The 19,802-nt window shown below is 59.3% G+C and carries 16 protein-coding genes; 5 read left to right on the top strand and 11 right to left on the bottom strand.

Going from position 1 to position 19,802, the window contains the following annotated elements:
• Positions 1-8: 8 nt before the first annotated feature.
• The gene (locus KCG87_RS26415; protein ID WP_134786954.1) at positions 9-575 is read left to right on the top strand and encodes a CsiV family protein; all 567 of its coding nucleotides are present in this window, start codon (positions 9-11) and stop codon (positions 573-575) included.
• Between the two features lie 11 nt (positions 576-586).
• Positions 587-3,277, top strand: coding sequence for a DEAD/DEAH box helicase (locus KCG87_RS26410; protein ID WP_210559149.1), 2,691 nt, complete (start codon positions 587-589; stop codon positions 3,275-3,277).
• Between the two features lie 125 nt (positions 3,278-3,402).
• Here KCG87_RS26410 and KCG87_RS26405 read toward each other — a convergent pair whose 3' ends face one another.
• The 4 genes from KCG87_RS26405 to KCG87_RS26390 form a co-directional block, all read right to left on the bottom strand.
• Complete coding sequence (locus KCG87_RS26405; RefSeq protein ID WP_210559148.1) at positions 3,403-6,696, bottom strand: DEAD/DEAH box helicase; 3,294 nt, start codon at positions 6,694-6,696, stop codon at positions 3,403-3,405.
• Positions 6,697-6,705: 9 nt separating this feature from the next.
• Positions 6,706-7,443, bottom strand: coding sequence for an S-methyl-5'-thioinosine phosphorylase (locus KCG87_RS26400; RefSeq protein ID WP_123588508.1), 738 nt, complete (start codon positions 7,441-7,443; stop codon positions 6,706-6,708).
• Between the two features lie 11 nt (positions 7,444-7,454).
• On the bottom strand, positions 7,455-8,465 hold the full coding sequence (gene nagZ / locus KCG87_RS26395; RefSeq protein WP_041068989.1) for a beta-N-acetylhexosaminidase: 1,011 nt from the start codon (positions 8,463-8,465) through the stop codon (positions 7,455-7,457).
• 158 nt (positions 8,466-8,623) lie between these two features.
• Positions 8,624-9,331: a TetR/AcrR family transcriptional regulator gene (locus tag KCG87_RS26390; RefSeq protein WP_007961819.1), complete on the bottom strand. Its 708-nt coding sequence runs from the start codon at positions 9,329-9,331 to the stop codon at positions 8,624-8,626.
• 229 nt (positions 9,332-9,560) lie between these two features.
• Here KCG87_RS26390 and lexA point away from each other — a divergent pair, with 229 nt between their 5' ends.
• Together lexA and sulA are read left to right on the top strand one after the other, a co-directional pair.
• The gene (gene lexA, locus KCG87_RS26385) at positions 9,561-10,169 is read left to right on the top strand and encodes a transcriptional repressor LexA (RefSeq protein ID WP_003226590.1); all 609 of its coding nucleotides are present in this window, start codon (positions 9,561-9,563) and stop codon (positions 10,167-10,169) included.
• 10 nt (positions 10,170-10,179) lie between these two features.
• Entirely contained in the window at positions 10,180-10,653 is a 474-nt protein-coding gene (sulA, locus tag KCG87_RS26380) for an SOS-induced cell division inhibitor SulA (protein WP_003226591.1), read from the top strand.
• 94 nt (positions 10,654-10,747) lie between these two features.
• On the opposite strand, the gene KCG87_RS26375 is transcribed toward sulA, so the two are convergent.
• The 7 genes from KCG87_RS26375 to KCG87_RS26345 form a co-directional block, all read right to left on the bottom strand.
• Entirely contained in the window at positions 10,748-10,981 is a 234-nt protein-coding gene (locus KCG87_RS26375) for a hypothetical protein (protein ID WP_003226592.1), read from the bottom strand.
• 106 nt (positions 10,982-11,087) lie between these two features.
• Positions 11,088-11,612 (bottom strand): DUF6586 family protein, encoded by a 525-nt coding sequence (locus KCG87_RS26370; protein WP_097088548.1) that lies wholly within the window; start codon positions 11,610-11,612, stop codon positions 11,088-11,090.
• A 144-nt stretch (positions 11,613-11,756) separates the two neighbouring features.
• The gene (topA, locus tag KCG87_RS26365; RefSeq protein ID WP_095140031.1) at positions 11,757-14,387 is read right to left on the bottom strand and encodes a type I DNA topoisomerase; all 2,631 of its coding nucleotides are present in this window, start codon (positions 14,385-14,387) and stop codon (positions 11,757-11,759) included.
• A gap of 114 nt (positions 14,388-14,501) precedes the next feature.
• The gene (locus tag KCG87_RS26360) at positions 14,502-14,738 is read right to left on the bottom strand and encodes a DUF1653 domain-containing protein (RefSeq protein ID WP_134786957.1); all 237 of its coding nucleotides are present in this window, start codon (positions 14,736-14,738) and stop codon (positions 14,502-14,504) included.
• A 100-nt stretch (positions 14,739-14,838) separates the two neighbouring features.
• Entirely contained in the window at positions 14,839-16,014 is a 1,176-nt protein-coding gene (fadA, locus tag KCG87_RS26355; RefSeq protein WP_047600135.1) for an acetyl-CoA C-acyltransferase FadA, read from the bottom strand.
• Between the two features lie 29 nt (positions 16,015-16,043).
• On the bottom strand, positions 16,044-18,191 hold the full coding sequence (gene fadB, locus KCG87_RS26350; protein ID WP_139055641.1) for a fatty acid oxidation complex subunit alpha FadB: 2,148 nt from the start codon (positions 18,189-18,191) through the stop codon (positions 16,044-16,046).
• 528 nt (positions 18,192-18,719) lie between these two features.
• Complete coding sequence (locus KCG87_RS26345; RefSeq protein WP_003226602.1) at positions 18,720-19,157, bottom strand: hypothetical protein; 438 nt, start codon at positions 19,155-19,157, stop codon at positions 18,720-18,722.
• Between the two features lie 104 nt (positions 19,158-19,261).
• Between KCG87_RS26345 and KCG87_RS26340 the strand changes: the two genes are divergently transcribed.
• The gene (locus KCG87_RS26340) at positions 19,262-19,699 is read left to right on the top strand and encodes a universal stress protein (RefSeq protein WP_210559147.1); all 438 of its coding nucleotides are present in this window, start codon (positions 19,262-19,264) and stop codon (positions 19,697-19,699) included.
• Positions 19,700-19,802: the final 103 nt, after the last annotated feature.

Raw genomic sequence — 19,802 nt, 5'->3', positions numbered from 1 at the left:
GACGCCGCATGCGCCTGTTTCGCTCACTGACTTTGCTACTTGCCTTGGTAGCCCCTTCGGTTTTCGCCGATGACCTGTATCAGGTCGAAATGATTCTGGTCCGCCAGAACGCCGTGCCAGCGATCGTCAGCCGTGCCGCCCCGGAAGACTGGGCCGTCGGCGCTCAACGCCTGGGTGATGACAGCCTGCGCACACCTGCGCTCGGCGACGTTGCCAGCAAACTCAGCGCCAGCGGTGATTACAGTGTGCTGATGCACAAGGCCTGGCAGCAGACCCTCGGCGAAGCGCCGACCAAGGTGGCAGTCAGCGACGGCAAGGAACAGTTCGGCCAGTTCCCGATCGAGGGCACGCTGGAAATGAAACTCGGACGCTTCACCGACGTGAACGCCGACTTCTGGGTCAACCAGATCGACGCCAACGGCATGGTCACTGCCAGCGAACACCTGAAACAGGACAGCCACACCAAAAACGGCCAGCTCAACTATCTCGACAACGGCCACCTGGCGCTGCTGATCAAGATCACATCCCTGACGGCGCCCGCCCCTCGGCAAGCCCCTGAAGCGATTCCGGACTGATCGAAGTCCTTATGTCCCCGCCCCTGAGTAAACCGTTGGCACCCTCCTGGGTCAGCCGATTCAAGGAACAGAGCCTGGAGCGTGGCCGCCGCTACGCCCTGGAAAACCGGGTACGCATCGCGCAGGTGGGCGATGCGACCATTACCGCCAGTTGCGAAGGCTCTGGCGGTAACGTCTACCGTCAGACCATTCACTTGCGCGAGTCAGCCAAAGACACCCTGTTGCTGGTTGACGCCACCTGCACCTGCCCGGTGCGCAATAACTGCAAACACTGCGCCGCAGTACTCCTGCAAGTGCAGGAAACCCTCGAATACCCTGCCGCCGCCAAAGACGCCGAACTGCTGGAAAAACTCCAGGCCGTATTGGAGAACCGCAGCCCCAAAGCGCCGCCGCAAGTGCTGGTGGACAACGTGCAACCGCTGCCGCGCCTGTGGCTGGCGAGTGTCGAGTTCAGCGCGTTCGAGCCGCGCAACGGCAAGATGCAGCGCTATATTCAGCATCGGGCGGCGCTGTCGTTCAGCTATCTGGATGAATACGTCAGCGGGCAGAAAAACAGCGACATTCTGATTCGTCAGGAAACCCAGACCCTGCGGATAAAACGCCATCCGGAAGTGGAACAGTCCTACCGCGAACAGTTAAGAATCCTCGGCTTCCGTATCGCCACGCGCCAGAGCAAAGCGCTGCCGGAAAGCGCCGGCGAGCTGTACGAGATGGTCAACGACAGCGCCTGGCTGACGTTTACCCTCAACGAACTGCCGAAGCTGCGCACCCAAGGCTGGGAATTGCAGATCGACGAGGAGTTCGGTTTCGACCTGACCGCCGTCGACGACTGGTACGCCACCGTCGAACAGGCGCCGGAGCGCGACTGGTTCGATCTGGAACTGGGGATCATCGTCAATGGTGAACGCCTGAGCCTGCTGCCGATCCTGCTCAACCTGATGCGTTCGCACACGGAAATCCTCAACCCGGAACGCCTCGCGCGGCGCCGCGATGACGAGCTGATTCTGGTCAATGTGCCGCAACGCAACAGTGAGCACGGGCCGCTGCAAGTGGCGCTGCCCCTTGGCCGACTGAAACCGGTATTGGCGACGCTGGGCGAGTTCTACTTGCAGGAGCCGGGCGAAACCACCCTGCGCCTGAGCAAGGCCGACGCCACGCGCCTTAATTCGCTGGAAGGCATTCCCCTGCTGTGGGAAGGCGGCGAGCAGATCCGCAGTTTCGCCCAACGTCTGCGCGATATTCGCGATTACACGGCCAAAGCGCCGAAGGGCTTGAACGCGACGCTGCGTCCCTATCAGCTCGAAGGCTTGAGCTGGATGCAGTCCCTGCGTCAGCTTGAGGTCGGCGGGATTCTGGCGGACGACATGGGTCTGGGTAAAACCTTACAGACCCTGGCGCATATTCTCAGTGAGAAAGACGCCGGACGTCTGGATCGACCGTGCATGGTGGTAATGCCCACCAGCCTGATCCCGAACTGGCTCGACGAGGCCGCGCACTTCACGCCGCAACTGAAAGTGGTCGCGCTGTACGGTGCCGGCCGCAAAAAGCATTTCGAGCATCTGGCCGACTTCGACCTGATCCTGACCACCTATGCACTGCTGCCCAAGGACGTCGAACGGCTGGCACAACAGCCGCTGCACGTTCTGGTGCTCGACGAAGCGCAGTACATCAAGAACCCTAACAGCAAGGCCGCGCAGGCCGCTCGCGAACTCAACGCGCGCCAGCGCCTGTGCCTGAGTGGCACACCGCTGGAAAACCACCTCGGCGAGTTGTGGTCGTTGTTCCACTTTCTGCTGCCGGGCTGGTTGGGCGATGTCAAAAGCTTCAATGCCGACTACCGCGTACCGATCGAAAAGCGCGCCAGCGAAGTCAGGCTGCAGCACCTCAATGGGCGGATAAAACCGTTTCTGCTGCGCCGCACCAAGGAACAGGTGGCCACCGAACTGCCGCCCAAAACCGAGATCATCCACTGGGTCGATCTCAATGAGGCGCAGCGCGACGTTTACGAAACCATGCGCCTGGCGATGGACAAGAAAGTCCGCGACGAGATCACTCGCAAAGGCGTGGCGCGTAGCCAGATCATCATTCTTGAAGCCCTGCTCAAGCTGCGTCAGGTCTGCTGCGATCTGCGCCTGGTCAACGATGCCACCCTGCCCGCCCGTGGCAGTACCTCGGGCAAACTCGACAGCCTGATGGAAATGCTCGAAGAGCTGTTCGAAGAAGGTCGGCGGATTCTGTTGTTCTCGCAGTTCACCTCGATGCTGTCACTGATCGAAGACGAACTGAAAAAACGCAACGTGGCCTACGCCTTGCTGACGGGCCAGACCCGCGATCGGCGCACCCCGGTGAAGGAATTCCAGAGCGGCAAGCGTCAGATCTTTCTGATCAGCCTGAAGGCCGGCGGCGTCGGCTTGAACCTGACCGAAGCGGACACGGTGATCCATTACGATCCGTGGTGGAACCCGGCGACCGAGAATCAGGCGACTGACCGCGCCTATCGAATCGGCCAGGAGAAGCCGGTGTTCGTCTACAAGATGATTGCCCGCGGCACGGTGGAAGAGAAGATTCAGCACCTGCAGAAGGAAAAGTCTGACTTGGCAGCAGGCGTACTGGATGGGCGCAAGGCCGGGGACTGGAAACTGCAGAGCGATGATATCGAGGCGCTGTTTGCGCCGTTGCCGGATAAGTTCGACAAGCGTTGAGATGTGCAGTGTTTGCTAGATAGCTTTCGCGAGCAAGCCCGCTCCCACAGTTGGATCGCATTTCCCCTTGTGGGAGCGAGCCTGCTCGCGAACGGATCACCTCGGTTGAAGGTTCAAACTGAAGCTTACTGCCTGGAAGCGGGCAACGGCGCAAACAGCGCTTCGATATCACTCTGTTCCAGTTTGAATCCACCCGTCGTACCACCTTCAAGCACCGCCCCGGCCAGCGCTGCTTTCTCCTGCTGCAACGCTTGTATCTTTTCCTCTACCGTGCCGCGAGCGATCAGCTTGTAAACAAACACCGGATTGTTCTGCCCGATACGATAAGCGCGATCAGTTGCCTGATTCTCCACTGCCGGGTTCCACCACGGGTCGAAGTGGATCACCGTGTCCGCAGCCGTCAGGTTCAGACCGGTACCGCCAGCCTTGAGGCTGATGAGGAACAACGGCACCTTGCCGCCCTGGAAATTCTTGACTGGCGTGCGCCGGTCGGTGGTGTCGCCAGTCAGCAACGAATAACCGATAGCGCGCTGCTGCAACTCCTGCTCGATCAGCGCCAGCATCGAGGTGAACTGGGAGAACAGCAGGATGCGCCGACCTTCGCCGAGCAACTCTTCGAGCATCTCCATCAGGCTGATCAGCTTGCCGCTGCCCGAGCGCAATGCCTTCGCCGTGAGAGGCATGTTGATCAAGCGCAGATCACAGCAGACCTGACGCAGCTTGAGCAAGGCATCAAGAATGATGATTTGACTGCGCGCCACACCACTGCGGGCAATTTCGTCGCGCACTTTTTTGTCCATCGCCACGCGCACCGTTTCATAGACGTCGCGCTGGCCGTCGCTGAGTTCAACCCAATGGATGATTTCGGTTTTCGGCGGCAGCTCAGTGGCGACCTGATCTTTCTTGCGACGCAGCAGAAACGGCTTGATGCGCGCCGTCAGGTGCTGCATGCGCTGGACATTGCCATGTTTCTCGATCGGTGTGCGGTAATCGCGGTTGAAGGATTTGCTGTCGCCCAGCCAGCCAGGCATGAGGAAATGAAACTGCGACCACAGCTCGCCGAGATGGTTTTCCAGCGGCGTGCCGCTCAGACACAAGCGCTGACGGGCCTGCAAGTCACGTGCGGCCTGCGCCGCTTTGCTCAGCGGGTTCTTGATGTTCTGCGCTTCGTCGAGAATCAGCACGCTCCACGACTGCGGCCGCAGCGTTTCAAGATCCCTGGGCAGCAAGGCGTAAGTGGTCAGCACCAAGTCGTATTCGGCGAGATTGGCGAAGTCTTTTTGCCGCCCGGCCCCATGCAGCGCCAGGACCTTCAACTGAGGCGTGAAGCGCTGGGCCTCGTCGAGCCAGTTGGGAATCAGGCTGGTCGGCATCACCGCCAGTGCCGGGCAATCGAGGCGACCGGCGTGCTTTTCCGTGAGCAGATGCGCCAGGGTCTGCAGGGTTTTGCCCAAGCCCATGTCATCGCCAAGAATGCCGCCGACTTCCAGCTCCCGCAGAGTCTGCATCCAGCCAAGGCCTTCGAGCTGATATGGGCGCAGTTGCGCATTAAGGCCGGCCGGCGCAGCAATATGGGTGTGACTGGAATTGTGCAGCCGCTTGGCAAAAGTGCGCAGGCGTTCGCCGCCCTGCCATTCCAGTGGCATGCCATCGAGCATACTCAGGCGCGCGGCGTCTGGAGCAGTCAAGCGCAGCGCATCGCCCTGATGTCCGCCCAGGTACAGCTCGCCCAGCGTCGCCATCAGCGGTTTGACCCGACTCAGCGGCAACGCCACCTTGGCGCCTGCCGGGTCGCCAAAACCGCTGGGCTTGAGTTCGATCAGGAGTTTTTCGTCGTCGCTGCGTTGCGCCAGATTCACCGGGTCGAGCAAACGTGGCTGGGTGCGCAACAGATGCAGAAGGATCGGCAACAAGCTGTAGCGCTCGCCATTGACGACGATGCCCAGTTGCAGATCAAACCATTGATGCCCGGCCTCTTCTTCGACCTCCGCGTACCAGTGTTCGACCGGCTGCACATCGAAATGGAAGCCGGGACTGATTTCGATTTCCCAGTCCGCGGCGCGCAGTGTGGCAAGCCCTTCATGCATGAATCCGAGCCAGGCGGAATCATCCGGCAAAGTGAACATCTCGCCGGGACGATCCATAGCGCTCTTGCGCGTGGCTTTTTTGAAGCCGAGCTTTTGCAGGCTCTGACGCAACTTCTTTTCCATCGCAGGCTGGCGTCGAATGCGCTGGGTTTCAGTGCCATTGAGGATCATCACTTCCGGATTACGATCCACCGCCGGATGACCATTGTAGGTAAACACCAGAGCGGCGCGGTGCTCCAGAACGTATTCCCAGCGCGAACGCTCCCGGCCGCTGACCAAGGTCAGTTGCGGCTGCGGAAGCACGTCATCGATGATTCGTTCGGTGAGCTTATGCGGCGGCGGGATTTTGGTCATCGCGCTCATGCGATGGCTGAACTGCATCGCCTGACGCGCCGGGATGTCTGGGGCGAGGGTCAAATGGCAGGCCAGTTTTTCTTCCAACTCACTGAACAGAGGGCCAACCTGTCGCTGCTCACGATCGAGGTAATAAAGCGGCTCCAGCGCCAGCACGGTTTCCTGCGCAGCCTCGGCACTGCTCCACTGGGCGCGGAACCCACCGTCGGCCTGCTCGGCCCAAGAGAACAGACCCATGCGTTTCGCGCCCGGCGTCAGTGCCTGCAAGTTTTCGAAGTCGAGGAACAGGCGGGAGGTGCACAGGAGCATTTCCAGCAGTTCGGCGCCACTGCTGCCTTCCAGCGGATAGCCGCTGTAATAGGCGTGATGGGAATGCATGGCGACCAACAGCCTGGCAACGCGCAGATCCAGTTCGGACAGATAACCGGGCTGACGCATGAGCATGTCCGCCAGCGAATACATCGGTTTTACTTCGCGTAACTCGCTGTTCTTGAGCTGGGAGACCTTGAAAATATCGAGCAGCCACTTGCCGCTCACTGACGTTGGCTTGAGCTTGTAAAACAGGCGCGTGCCTGCGGTTTGCGCGCCTTCTCCGATGGGCTTGGCCGGCACGGGAATGGTCGAAAGCCAATGTTCCAGCGCCCGCCCCAACTGGGCCTGAGCGTCACTTTCGGACGCTTCATGATCACGGCCCTGCAGGTGATAGAGCACCGCAGCGCAGTGTTTGCAGTCGATTGAGACAGGACAGGTGCACAGGCAACGCAAGGTGACGGAACCCAGCCGATCTTCGGACAGGTAAATGGTTTGTTCATACGCCTGATCTTCCGAACCGACGCAGAACGCCTCGATCTTTCTGTCATCGATCTCGATGATCTCTACCCGATCATCGACAGCATAAGCACGGGCCTTGGCCAACGCCTTGCTACTGAATGCGTGAGTCCATGCCAGCCCTTTAAGCCGCTCGATGAAACTGCTCATGGACAGTCCTTAGCTGGCCAACACCCGCGCCAACGTCGATTTCACCTTGCCCATCCCGTCATGCAGCGCCTGCTCGATCTCGGCCATGGTGATCACCGCCGTGGTCTTGCCTGCTGCCGGATTCACCACCAGCGACAGGCAGGCGTAATCCAGATCCAGCTCACGGGCCAATGCCGCTTCCGGCATGCCGGTCATGCCGACGATGTCGCAACCGTCACGCTCCAGACGCACGATCTCCGCCACGGTTTCCAGACGCGGGCCCTGGGTGCAGGCATACACGCCCTGATCGCTGTATTCGCAGCCTTCGGCAGCCAGCGCGGCGATCAGTTGCTGACGCAGCGACTCGCTGTAAGGGAAGCTGAAATCGATGTGGGTGACGTGCTCCAGATCATCGGCGAAAAACGTGTGTTCGCGACCGCTGGTGTAATCGACGATCTGATGCGGCACACAGAAATGCCCGGTACCCATGGCCGGATGGATCCCGCCCACCGCGTTGACCGCGATGATCGCCTCGGCGCCGGCCTGCTTCAGCGCCCACAGGTTGGCACGGTAGTTGACCTTGTGCGGCGGGAAACGATGGGGATGGCCGTGACGGGCGAGGAACAGAACTTCCTTGCCGGCATATTCCCCGATCTGCACTTCAGCCGACGGCGAACCGTAAGGCGTATCCACCGCCAACGACTGACGAATGCTCAGGCCTTCGAGCTGGGTCAGGCCGGTGCCACCGATGATTGCGTAAACCGTCATAGCAAAAATCCTTAATCGATCAGTTGAGCGTCTTTGAGCGCGCCGATGGCGGTGAGCCAGCGCGGATCCTGACGGTAGTCGGTGCTGGCGAACGCCTGCCCGCGCATTCGCGCAATGCGTGCGGACGGCTTGACCTTCATCCGTTGCGCAGCACTCAGGGCCAGTTCGGCCGCAGCGCGGTCATTGCACACCAGGCCCATGTCGCAACCGGCAGTCAACGCGGCTTCGATCCGGCTGGCAGCGTCGCCGACCACGTGGGCGCCGGCCATCGACAGGTCGTCGCTGAAGATCACGCCGTCAAACTGCAACTCGCCGCGCAGGATGTCCTGCAACCAGCGACGGGAGAACCCGGCCGGCTGCGAATCGACTTGCGGATAGATGACGTGCGCCGGCATGACCGCAGCGAGTTGCTTGCTGAGTCTGGCGAACGGTACGAGGTCGTTGGCGCGGATCTCGTCGAGACTGCGCTCGTCATTCGGGATCGCGACGTGGGAGTCGGCTTCGGCCCAACCGTGACCGGGGAAATGCTTGCCGGTAGCGGCCATGCCCGCGCTGTTCATGCCGCGGATGAAGGCGCCGGCGAGCAATGCGGCGCGCTCGGGATCCCCTTCGAACGAACGAGTGCCGACCACGGCGCTGCGCTGGTAATCCAGATCCAGCACCGGGGCGAAACTCAGGTCGAGGCCGACCGCCAACACTTCGGTGGCCATGACCCAGCCGCATTGTTCGGCGAGGTATTCGGCGTTCGGGTTGTCGGCGATGGCACGCATCGCCGGCAGGCGCACGAAGCCCTGACGCAGACGCTGCACGCGACCGCCCTCCTGGTCGACCGCCAGCAGCAGATCCGGGCGAATGGCGCGGATCGCAGCACTCAGCTCGCGCACTTGGCGCGGGTGCTCGATGTTGCGCGCGAAAATGATCAGGCCGCCCACTTCGGGCTGGCGCAACAATTGGCGATCTTCGGCCGTCAGCCAAGTACCGGCGACGTCCACCATCAACGAGCCTTGCAGGCCAGCAGTCATAGAGATTCCTTGAAAACGAAAAACCCGATCCGCCAGAAATCGCTACCGTGAGCAGGGCTCGGCAGGCCAATAATTTCTATGGAGATCGGGTTCAGAACGAAAGTCGGCATGGGCGGCTAGCTTAGCGGATACAAGCAGCCGCGCCCACCCGTGTGCGGTTAAACCTTGGCGGCCACCGGAGTCGATTTGCTGCGCGGGCGAAGCTGCGCAGTCGCCATCGCGGGGTCGGTGACACCGGTTTCGGCACGCATGCCGGCGGCAAGGAACGGCACCATCAGACGCATCACCTGTTCGATTGAGGTGTTGACGCCGAAATCGGTCTCGGCAATCGCGCGCAAGGCCTTGATCCCGGACATGCTGAACGCCGCAGCGCCGAGCATGAAGTGCACGCGCCAGAACAGCTCGATTGGCGGGATGCGCGGAGCCGCTTCGTTGACCAACAGCATGTAGCGGCGGAACACCTTACCGTACATGTCTTCCAGATAACGACGCAGGTGACCCTGGCTCTGGCTGAACGCCAAACCGAGCAAACGCATGAAGATCGACAGGTCGTTACCGCTGCGTGGCTGCACCACAAGCGCTTGCTCGACGAGGATTTCCAGCAACTCTTCAAGGGTCGGCTTGTTTTCAGGCTTGGCCTGGCGACGCTCCAGCTCTTTATCGAGGCTGATGCAGAACGGCCCGAGGAAGCGCGAGAAAACCGCCTGGATCAGCGCTTTCTTGGAGCCGAAATGATAATTCACCGCCGCCAGGTTTACCCCGGCCTTGCTGGTGATCAAACGCAATGAGGTTTCAGCGAAACCTTTCTCCGCGAACAACTGCTCGGCAGCATCAAGAATGCGTTCAACGGTTTCCGACTGGGCCATGGCTACTCCGCCTGACAAACACTTGTTTGAAACATACGTTTCAGCCCAAGCCTTGTCAAGCCTGCCAGTTCGTTTTGGGAATGGTCGGTCAGCTATTTAACCACACTCGACCGGCGCATTAATAAGCACGGGAACCGACCGTCCGGCGGGCTGCAAAAAAACGGGCATTGCCAAGACCGCTTCACTGTATATAATCCCAGTCACTGTATAAAAAGACAGAGCGATCAATATGCTAAAGCTGACGCCACGCCAAGCCGAGATTCTGGCCTTTATCAAACGCTGCCTCGAAGACAACGGCTACCCGCCAACCCGCGCGGAAATCGCTCAGGAGCTCGGTTTCAAGTCGCCCAACGCGGCGGAAGAACACCTCAAGGCCCTCGCCCGCAAAGGTGCAATCGAAATGACCCCGGGCGCCTCCCGCGGTATTCGTATCCCCGGCTTCGAAGCCAAGGCTGACGACTCTACCCTGCCGATCATTGGCCGGGTGGCTGCCGGCGCACCGATCCTCGCCCAGCAGCACATCGAAGAGTCCTGCAATATCAACCCTGCGTTCTTCCACCCTCGTGCTGATTACCTGCTGCGCGTACACGGCATGAGCATGAAGGACATCGGTATTTTCGACGGTGACCTGCTGGCGGTTCACACCACCCGCGAAGCACGCAATGGTCAGGTCGTGGTTGCGCGAATCGGCGACGAAGTCACCGTCAAACGCTTCAAGCGCGAAGGCAGCAAAGTCTGGTTGATTGCCGAAAACCCTGAGTTCGCCCCTATCGAAGTCGACCTGAAAGATCAGGAACTGGTGATCGAAGGCTTGAGTGTCGGCGTAATCCGCCGCTAAAGGAGGCTTTATGCAGTTCCCACACACACCCCAGCAAACACAACTGCCTCTATTCGAAGCGTTTCTGGCACAACCGATGGCACCGATCCTGAAAGATGTGGTCGAGCGCCCATGGATTGCCGAACCGGAAGTATTCAGTGAGCTGTCACTGCGCGGTGCGGCCGGGAACTGCCTGAACCTGCTTGCCCCGATTCTTCGCGAACTGAGCGAGGATCAGGATGCACGCTGGCTGACGCTGATCGCCCCTCCAGCCAGCCTGACCCAGATCTGGCTGCGAGAGGCCGGCCTGAACCGTGAACGCATTCTGCTACTGCAACCTCGTGGTGCGCAAAGCGCTCAGCAACTGGCCTGCGAAGCACTGCGCCTGGGTCGTAGCCATACGGTGGTAACCTGGCTCAATCCGCTGAACACAAGTTCACGGCAACAACTGATCAGCGCAGCCCGCACGGGCGACGCTCAGAGCCTGAACATTCGATTGGGTTGATTCACTTGTAACGCGCGCTGTGTGAAGCGCAGGGCTTCTCCAGGGACAGAGAAGCCGATCTGATGTTGCAGCGGCAAGCGCCGACAGGCGGATCTCAGTGAAGAACCCGCGGCCCTTCTTCCTTATCAAATTCGCCTTCGACCATACGGCCGGCCATCTGTACGCCGACGCTCAACATCGCTTTCGCGATTTCCACATGCTGGCCTTGCAGGAATGCTTTAGCATCCTCGGAGAAATCCAGCGTCACCAGAGAACCCTCGTCCTCAGCCCTGCGCAGTTCGATTCGGCCGTCTGGTAACTCGACAATTTCTAGAAAGGACGTTGGCATATAGGTCTGTTCTCCACGAAAGGCAGGGATTATATAGACATCATTCGGGCTTCGCTCGGGATCTTGACCAGCAGCATGTTTCAGATTGCCACCGTGTCAATTGTCCTCAGCATTCGTTCAAGCCTTCGCGAAAGCGGATTGCCAGGCCCTTGAGATTCTGCCGCCAGCTCTCCAGCTCTTCCCGACTCAACTCCTGCGGCGCCTCTTCTTCATCGAGATTAATGGCCTGAATCAATGGCTGTGTCACATCGCCCTTGGGCTTGTGTGGCACCCGTGGCGGCTGGAACAACGCTGAGTGCGCCGCCAGCAATTTCGCCAGCCAGGTTTCAGGGTTACCAGCCAGCTCAACCATCTCGGCCAGTTCCGGGATCGCAATCGATTCCAGGACTTCGCGAGTCAGCAACGCTTCTGCTCGCGATGCATTGGCCTGAGGCAGACGATAAAAACCGGCGATCTCGTGACACAGTCCCAGAAGCGCGCCGTAGAGGTGAAACAACGCCGACTCACGTCCAGCCTGAATCAGCGCCAACGAATTCATCGCCCGCCCCTCTTCGGCGCGAGCCAGAGCCTCCAGTGACAGGCCGGCGAAATAGATCTTCTGATTGGTGCGGGTATAGAGTTCGTGCGCCATGCCGGCAGTCTCCACAGCGAAATAATTGCGTCACACAGACCCGACAGTGTCGTGGATCAGCGGATCCGACCGCAAGCACAAAACAAAAAGGCCGCATGAAAACCCGAGGGTCATCATGCGGCCTTTTGTGGATCAGGCTAACGCTTACTCAGCCTTGGCTTTCGTACGCTTGTCTTCAACAGTCCACTTGCCACCGTCGTAGAACGCTTTCCAGCCGGTAGGCTTGCCGTCGACCTCGGTCTGCACATATTGCTCCTTGGTCTTGCGGCTGTAACGGATTACTGCCGGCAGACCATCAGGATCCTTCTGCGGTGCTTCGCAGAGGAAGTGGTACTTCGGATCGATCTCATCCTTGTGCGGCAGAATCTCGATCACCAGCGGAGCACGGGTCTCGCGGTTTTTCGGGAACTGGCTGGCCGCCAGGAACAGACCGGAAGCACCGTCGCGCAGAATGTAGGTGTCGTTGACCTTCTCGCATTTCAGCTCAGGCATCTTCACCGGATCCATCTTCGGCGGCGCCGCGTCACCACTCTTCAGCAGTTTGCGCGTGTTCTTGCAGGTCGGGTTGGTGCAACCGAAGAACTTGCCGAAACGGCCGGTCTTGAGCTGCATCTCGCTGCCGCACTTGTCGCATTCCAGGCTCGGACCTTCGTAGCCCTTGATGCGGTAGTTGCCCTCTTCGATTTCATAGCCGGCACAATCCGGGTTGTTACCGCAGATGTGCAGTTTGCGCTTCTCGTCGAGCAGGTAGGCGTCCATCGCGGTGCTGCAGATCGGGCAGCGATGCTTGCCGCGCAGCACCAGCGACTCCGACTCGCCCTCGTCGTCCGCAGCGATCTCGTCGCCCGGCACCAGGTTGACGGTGGCCTTGCAGCGCTCTTTTGGTGGCAGGCTGTAACCCGAGCAACCGAGGAACACGCCGGTCGATGCCGTACGGATCTGCATCGGACGACCGCACGTGGTGCACGGAATATCAGTCATGACCGGCTGGTTGGCACGCATGCCGCTTTCCGGGTTCTCGGCCACTTCGAGCTTCTTCTTGAAGTCGCCGTAGAACTCGTCCAGCACGTTTTTCCAGTCGCGCTCGCCCTGAGCCACATCATCGAGGTTCTCTTCCATGCCGGCGGTGAAGCCGTAGTCCATGAGGTTCGAGAAGCTCTCCGACAGACGCTCGGTGACGATATCGCCCATCTTTTCCGAGTAGAAACGACGGTTGTGCAGGGTCACGTAGCCGCGATCCTGAATAGTCGAAATGATCGCTGCGTAAGTCGAAGGACGACCGATGCCGCGTTTTTCCATTTCCTTGACCAGGCTGGCTTCCGAGTAACGGGCCGGCGGCTTGGTGAAATGCTGCGACGGATCGAGCTTGATCAGCTTCATTGCATCGCCCTGCGCCATGTCCGGCAGAACATCGTCATCGCCAGGCTTGGTGATTTGCGGCAGAACGCGGGTGTAACCGTCGAACTTGAGGATGCGGCCTTTGGCACGCAGCTCGAAGTCGCCAGCGGCAACGCTGACGGTGGTCGACAGATATTGCGCCGGCAGCATCTGGCAAGCGAGGAACTGGCGCCAGATCAACTCGTAGAGGCGCTCAGCATCACGCTCCATGCCTGCAAGCTTGCTTGGCGTGGTGTTGGCATCGGAAGGACGAATCGCTTCGTGAGCCTCTTGTGCGCCTTCCTTGCTGCTGTAGACGTTCGGCGTTTCCGGCAGGTACTTCTTGCCGAACTCGTCCTCGATATAGGTACGCGCCATCGCCACGGCATCAGCCGAGAGGTTGGTCGAGTCGGTACGCATATAAGTGATGTAGCCGGCTTCGTACAGACGCTGGGCCATCATCATGGTTTTCTTCACGCCGAAGCCCAGGCGGTTGCTCGCGGCCTGCTGCAGGGTGGACGTGATGAACGGCGCCGACGGCTTGCTGCTGGTCGGCTTGTCTTCGCGCTTGACGATGCTGTAGCTGGAGGACTTGAGCTTCTCCAGCGCGGCTGTGGCCTGAGCTTCGTTTAGCGGTTTGAAGGCTTCACCCTTCTCGCGCGCCACTTCGAAACGTACGGTCGAACCCTTGGCGGTGCCAAGATCAGCGTGCACTTCCCAGTACTCTTCCGGGTTGAATGCACGAATCTCGCGCTCACGCTCCACCACCAGTTTCACGGCAACCGATTGCACGCGACCGGCCGACAGGCCACGGGCGATCTTGGCCCACAGCAGCGGCGAGACCATGTAACCCACAACGCGGTCGAGGAAACGACGCGCCTGCTGGGCATTTACACGATCAATGTCCAGCTCGCCCGGCTCGGAGAAAGCTTCCTGAATCGCCTTCTTGGTGATTTCGTTGAACACCACGCGCTTGTAGCGGCTGTCGTCACCACCGATGGCTTCGCGCAGGTGCCAGGCAATGGCTTCCCCCTCGCGATCCAAGTCGGTTGCGAGATAGATGGTGTCAGCATCCTTGGCGAGCCGGCGCAGCTCTTCGATGACCTTCTCTTTGCCCGGGAGGATCTCGTACTGGGCTTTCCAGCCATGCTCCGGATCGACACCCATGCGCGAGACCAATTGCTTGCGCGCTTTCTCTTTCGGCGTGAGCACCGGCCCCTCGCCCGCGGCAGCCTTGCCGCGCTTGGCGGCTGGCTCTTTGCTGGCGCTAGCCGAACCGCTGGTGGGCAGGTCTCGGATATGGCCGATACTCGACTTCACCACGTATTGGTTGCCCAGATACTTGTTGATGGTCTTGGCCTTAGCCGGGGATTCCACAATGACCAGCGATTTGCCCATGGATCAGAAAATTCCTGAATTCTAGAAGTGAAAGGCGGTTGGCGCCTGACGCGGCACCGCTATATATAGTGGCTACAAGGTGAGGTCAAGCACAGGGTTCTGTGCGCACTCGCCTTATGCCTTGGAAAAAAGGCTCGGTTCGGCGTGCACCAAAGCAAAGCGTGGCACCTGCTCGCCGTCAACCTCGACCGACTCGACGAACATGCTCAAAGGGCGTACCCAAAAGCCGTAATCGCCATACAGGGCTTGGTAAAACACCACTTCTTCTTCGGTCTCGGAATGCCGCGCAACATTGAATACACGGTACTGCTGACCTTTGTAATGTTTGTAGAGCCCAGGTTGTATCGGCATGCTTCGGCCCTCACTCAAATTTTTTCAAAATAAATACAAAAATAAATCCGCAAAAAACAAAAACCGGGGCACTTGGCCCCGGCTTCCATCGACGAGACGCTTAAACGCGTTCGAAGACGGTGGAGATGCCTTGGCCAAGACCAATGCACATAGTGGCCACCCCAAAGGTGCCGCCATTCTGCTTCATCACGTTCAGCAAGGTGCCGGAAATACGGGCACCGGAGCAACCGAACGGGTGACCCAGGGCGATCGCGCCGCCGTGCAGGTTAACCTTCTCGTTCATCTTGTCGAGCACTTTCAGATCTTTCAGCACTGGCAGGGCCTGTGCAGCGAAAGCTTCGTTGAGCTCGAAGAAGTCGATATCGTTGATGCCAAGGCCCGCACGCTTCAGGGCTTTTTGTGTCGCCGGCACTGGACCATAGCCCATGATCGCCGGATCCACACCCGCCACTGCCATCGAACGGATCACGGCCATCGGCTGGATCCCCAGATCCTGTGCACGCTGCGCCGACATCACGATCATGCACGAAGCACCATCGGTGATCTGCGACGAAGTACCGGCTGTCACGGTGCCGCCTTTTGGATTGAAGGCAGGTTTGAGGGCCGCCAGACTTTCCAGGGTGGTTTCCGGACGAATGGTTTCGTCGTAGTCGAACAGCTTCAGGAAGCCGTTTTCGTCGTAGCCCTGCATCGGGATGATTTCGTCTTTGAACTTGCCTTCCACCGTCGCTTTATGGGCGAGCTGGTGGGAGCGCACGCCAAAGGCATCCTGCTGCTCACGAGTGATGCCATGCATCTTGCCGAGCATTTCAGCGGTCAGACCCATCATGCCCGAGGCTTTCGCCGCGTACAGCGACATGTGCGGGTTCGGATCGACACCGTGCATCATGCTCACGTGGCCCATATGCTCGACGCCGCCAACCACGAATACGTCACCGTTGCCGGTCATGATCGCTTGCGCTGCAGTGTGCAGGGCGCTCATCGACGAGCCGCACAGACGGCTGACGGTCTGGCCGGCCGAGGTGTGCGGGATCTGGGTCATCAGCGACGCCATGCGCGCGATGTTCCAGCCCTGCTCCAGGGTCTGGTTCACACAGCCCCAGATCACGTCCTCGACTTCAGCAGGATCGACCTTGGCGTTGCGTTCCAGCAGTTTGCTGATCAGGTGCGCCGACATGTCTTCGGCGCGGGTGTTGCGGTGCATGCCGCCCTTGGAGCGGCCCATCGGAGTACGACCGAAGTCGACAATCACGACGTCTCTAGGATTCAAGCTCATAAGTTCACTCTCACTCTAGTTGGGGGCGCTTAACCGAAGAAGCTCTGGCCGTTTTTGGCCATTTCGCGCAGCTTCGCGGTCGGGTGGTACAGCGCGCCCAAATCAGCGTACTGGTCAGCCAGGGCAACGAACTCGGCCACACCGATCGAATCGATGTAGCGCAGCGCACCGCCACGGAATGGAGGGAAACCGATACCGTAGACCAGACCCATGTCGGCTTCGGCGGCGGTTTCAACGATGCCGTCTTCCAGGCAGCGCACGGTTTCCAGGCACAGCGGGATCATCATCCAGTTGATGATGTCTTCGTCAGTGACTTCGCGCTGCTCGTAAACGATCGGCTTGAGCACTTCCAGCACCGACGGATCGGCAACCTTCTTCTGCTTGCCTTTCTTGTCGGCTTCGTAGGCGTAGAAGCCCTTGCCGTTCTTCTGGCCCAGACGCTTGGCCTCGTACAGCACGTCGATGGCCGAGCGACGATCATCCTTCATGCGATCCGGGAAGCCCTCAGCCATCACGTCACGACCGTGGTGACCGGTGTCGATGCCGACCACGTCCATCAGGTACGCCGGGCCCATCGGCCAGCCGAATTTTTCCATGACCTTGTCGATGCGGACGAAGTCCACACCAGCGCTGACCAGCTTGGCGAAACCGCCGAAATACGGGAACAGAACGCGGTTGACCAGGAAGCCCGGGCAGTCGTTGACGACGATCGGGTTCTTGCCCATTTTCTTGGCGTAGGCAACGGTTGTGGCAATCGCCAGCTCGCTGGACTTCTCGCCACGGATCACTTCCACCAGCGGCATCATGTGCACCGGGTTGAAGAAGTGCATGCCGACGAAGTTTTCCGGGCGCTTGAGGGCCTTGGCCAGCAAGCTGATGGAAATCGTCGAGGTGTTGGACGCGAGGATGGTGTCCTCTTTGACCTTGTCTTCGACTTCAGCCAGCACAGCTTGCTTGACCTTCGGGTTCTCGACCACGGCTTCAACAACCAGATCGACGTGACCGAAGTCACCGTAGGACAGGGTCGGACGAATACCGTTGAGCACTTCAGCCATTTTCGCGGCGGTCATGCGGCCTTTGTCAACGCGGCCAACCAGCAGTTTGGCGGCTTCGGCCAGACCCTGCTCGATACCGTGTTCGTTGATGTCCTTCATCAGGATCGGCGTGCCTTTGGAGGCCGACTGATAGGCGATACCGCCGCCCATGATGCCGGCGCCCAGTACGGCAGCCTGCTTCACGTCCTTGGCGATTTCATCGTAAGCCTTGGCCTTTTTCTTCAGTTCCTGATCGTTCAGGAACAGACCGATCAAGCTCTGCGCGGCAGAGGTCTTGGCCAGTTTGACGAAACCGGCGGCTTCGACTTCCAGCGCCTTGTCACGACCGAAGTTCGCGGCTTTCTGGATGGTCTTGATCGCTTCGACCGGCGCCGGGTAATTCGGGCCTGCCTGCCCTGCCACGAAACCTTTGGCGGTTTCGAAAGCCATCATTTGTTCAATGGCGTTCAACTTGAGTTTTTCAAGTTTTGGCTGACGCTTGGCCTTGTAATCGAACTCGCCGGAGATGGCGCGCTTGACCAGTTCAAGGGCAGCTTCCTGCAGCTTCTCTGGAGCAACCACGGCGTCGACGGCGCTGACTTTCAGCGCGTCTTCAGGACGATTTTCCTTGCCGGCGGCAATCCACTCGATGGCGTTATCGACGCCAATCAGGCGCGGCAGACGCACGGTGCCGCCGAAGCCTGGGTAGATGCCCAGTTTGACTTCCGGCAGACCGATCTTGGCCTTGGTCGACATGACGCGGTAGTCCGCCGCCAGGCACATTTCCAGACCGCCACCCAGGGCGATGCCGTTGATCGCGGCCACGGTCGGAACGTTGAGGTCTTCGAAATCGCTGAAGATCTTGTTGGCTTCGAGATTGCCAGCAACCAGCTCGGCATCCGGCAGCTTGAAGTTGTCGACAAATTCGGTGATGTCGGCGCCGACGATGAACACGTCCTTGCCACTGCTGACGATCACGCCCTTGATCGAAGCATCTGCCTTGATGGTGTCCACGGCCTGACGCAGTTCGTTCAGGGTAAGACGGTTGAACTTGTTGACGGACTCACCCTTGAGGTCGAATTTCAATTCGACGATGCCACTTTCAAGAGCTTTAACCGTGATGGCTTTACCTTCGTAAATCATCAACTGATCTCCACGATATGGAAGCTGAACAGTACACGTCGGACGCAGGTAAATGGCTCGGCAGGACGCTTTTTCGTCGATGCTGACGCCAATCCACCCGGCACACCCGCCAACGCGATAGTCGGGATTCTGTAGGAGCAGTCTGTAAGACAAACGCTCAATTCATACGCCCGTTTGATTTGGGTACGTCACCTTCACGGAATTTCCAACAATTGTCAATCGCCCAAAATACGGGTTGAAATGCGACTTTGTGGTCATTTCCGTTGCACACAGATCCGCAACACGCAGCTGCATGCAAAGCCATTCATAGAATCAATAGTTAGAAAAGTCGCCCTAATTCGCAACGAGCGCTGTTTAAAAGGCTACGCTGGCTGGACTACAGGGATATCCGCTGACTGCAAAAAAACGAATCAGCGACAAAAAACAGTTACCGGCCTGCCTGGCCACCCCGCCCGATGAATCATGTCGGGCTTTTTATTGCTCGTCTGCCGGACGCTCCCCACCCTTGCAGTGGGAAAAGTCCGCGAGTCATGCCAGGGCTTTCAGAGTCGCATCGATATCCTGCAGAACCGTGGCTTCGCCCTTCTCGCCCCAGTACAAGGCGATCATCTGCTTGTCGGCCTCGACCTTGAACACGTTGCCCGGCAACTTTTCGAAATGATTGAGCAACAATCGGTCTTCGCAGACTTCCTGCCACTGATTGACCCATACCCCCGGCGATTTCTGCCAGTAGGTCCAGCACGCCGGCTGACTGCCACGCCGTGGCCGATGATATTGCGCACACGGGTTGGGCGGCTCCTGAGACAGCCAGTGCGGCCACTCCTGAGGCGCTAACTGCATGGCCAGTCCGATGCGCCGAGCCTCCATGCGCAGGGCCATCCGGCCGCTCTGCACGCGCGATGGGCGCAACCATGCCAGTGGACTCAGAACCACCAGCAGGATTGACACCACCAACCAGACCGTCATATCTCTACTCCCGACTTATAGGTGAGCGCATTGCGTCACTTTGGAACCAATGCGCTTGAAACCAGCCATACTTAACAATATTGAACCGTCACGAGGAGCACCTCATGCCCTACCACCATATCCTGGTCGCCGTAGACCTGACCGAAGAGTGCGACCCTGTGATCCACCGCGCCCGAGAGCTGTCGGTGAGCAATGGCGCCAAGCTGTCGCTGGTGCATATCGTCGAACCGATGGCGATGGCATTCGGCGGCGACGTGCCGATGGATCTGTCACAACTGCAACAGCAGCAGTTCGATCAAGCCAAGGAGCGCCTTGAGCGCCTGAAGCTCAAGTACTCCGAGCTGGAAGGTGCCAACTGCCACCTGACTTACGGCCAGCCACGCCAGGAAATTCACCATTTTGCCAAGGAGCAACTGTGCGACCTGATCGTGGTCGGCAGCCATGGCCGTCACGGTCTGGCGCTGTTGCTCGGCTCCACGGCCAATGACGTGCTGCACGGTGCGCCTTGCGATGTTCTGGCCGTGCACCTGATCAAACGCTGAAACACAAAAACCTGTGGGAGCGAGCTTGCTCGCGAAGGCGTCGGCACATTCAACATTGATGCTACCTGACATACCGCTTTCGCGAGCAAGCCCGCTCCCACAT

The sequence above is a fragment of the Pseudomonas sp. MWU347 genome (assembly GCF_017947305.1).
Classification (GTDB): Bacteria; Pseudomonadota; Gammaproteobacteria; order Pseudomonadales; family Pseudomonadaceae; genus Aquipseudomonas; species Aquipseudomonas putida_A.
The sequence above is the reverse complement of the archived record's forward strand: the minus strand, read 5'-3'. Positions and strand labels throughout refer to the sequence as shown.

Excerpts from the sequence above, each read along its gene's own strand:
- fadA (WP_047600135.1), bottom strand. The coding sequence starts at position 16,014 with ATGAGCTTGAATCCTAGAGACGTCGTGATTGTCGACTTCGGTCGTACT.
- nagZ (WP_041068989.1), bottom strand. The coding sequence starts at position 8,465 with ATGACTGCTGGCCTGCAAGGCTCGTTGATGGTGGACGTCGCCGGTACT.
- KCG87_RS26375 (WP_003226592.1), bottom strand. The coding sequence starts at position 10,981 with ATGCCAACGTCCTTTCTAGAAATTGTCGAGTTACCAGACGGCCGAATC.
- sulA (WP_003226591.1), top strand. The coding sequence starts at position 10,180 with ATGCAGTTCCCACACACACCCCAGCAAACACAACTGCCTCTATTCGAA.
- KCG87_RS26415 (WP_134786954.1), top strand. The coding sequence starts at position 9 with ATGCGCCTGTTTCGCTCACTGACTTTGCTACTTGCCTTGGTAGCCCCT.
- KCG87_RS26405 (WP_210559148.1), bottom strand. The coding sequence starts at position 6,696 with ATGAGCAGTTTCATCGAGCGGCTTAAAGGGCTGGCATGGACTCACGCA.
- topA (WP_095140031.1), bottom strand. The coding sequence starts at position 14,387 with ATGGGCAAATCGCTGGTCATTGTGGAATCCCCGGCTAAGGCCAAGACC.
- lexA (WP_003226590.1), top strand. The coding sequence starts at position 9,561 with ATGCTAAAGCTGACGCCACGCCAAGCCGAGATTCTGGCCTTTATCAAA.
- KCG87_RS26400 (WP_123588508.1), bottom strand. The coding sequence starts at position 7,443 with ATGACGGTTTACGCAATCATCGGTGGCACCGGCCTGACCCAGCTCGAA.
- KCG87_RS26390 (WP_007961819.1), bottom strand. The coding sequence starts at position 9,331 with ATGGCCCAGTCGGAAACCGTTGAACGCATTCTTGATGCTGCCGAGCAG.
- KCG87_RS26340 (WP_210559147.1), top strand. The coding sequence starts at position 19,262 with ATGCCCTACCACCATATCCTGGTCGCCGTAGACCTGACCGAAGAGTGC.
- KCG87_RS26345 (WP_003226602.1), bottom strand. The coding sequence starts at position 19,157 with ATGACGGTCTGGTTGGTGGTGTCAATCCTGCTGGTGGTTCTGAGTCCA.
- KCG87_RS26360 (WP_134786957.1), bottom strand. The coding sequence starts at position 14,738 with ATGCCGATACAACCTGGGCTCTACAAACATTACAAAGGTCAGCAGTAC.
- KCG87_RS26370 (WP_097088548.1), bottom strand. The coding sequence starts at position 11,612 with ATGGCGCACGAACTCTATACCCGCACCAATCAGAAGATCTATTTCGCC.
- KCG87_RS26410 (WP_210559149.1), top strand. The coding sequence starts at position 587 with ATGTCCCCGCCCCTGAGTAAACCGTTGGCACCCTCCTGGGTCAGCCGA.
- fadB (WP_139055641.1), bottom strand. The coding sequence starts at position 18,191 with ATGATTTACGAAGGTAAAGCCATCACGGTTAAAGCTCTTGAAAGTGGC.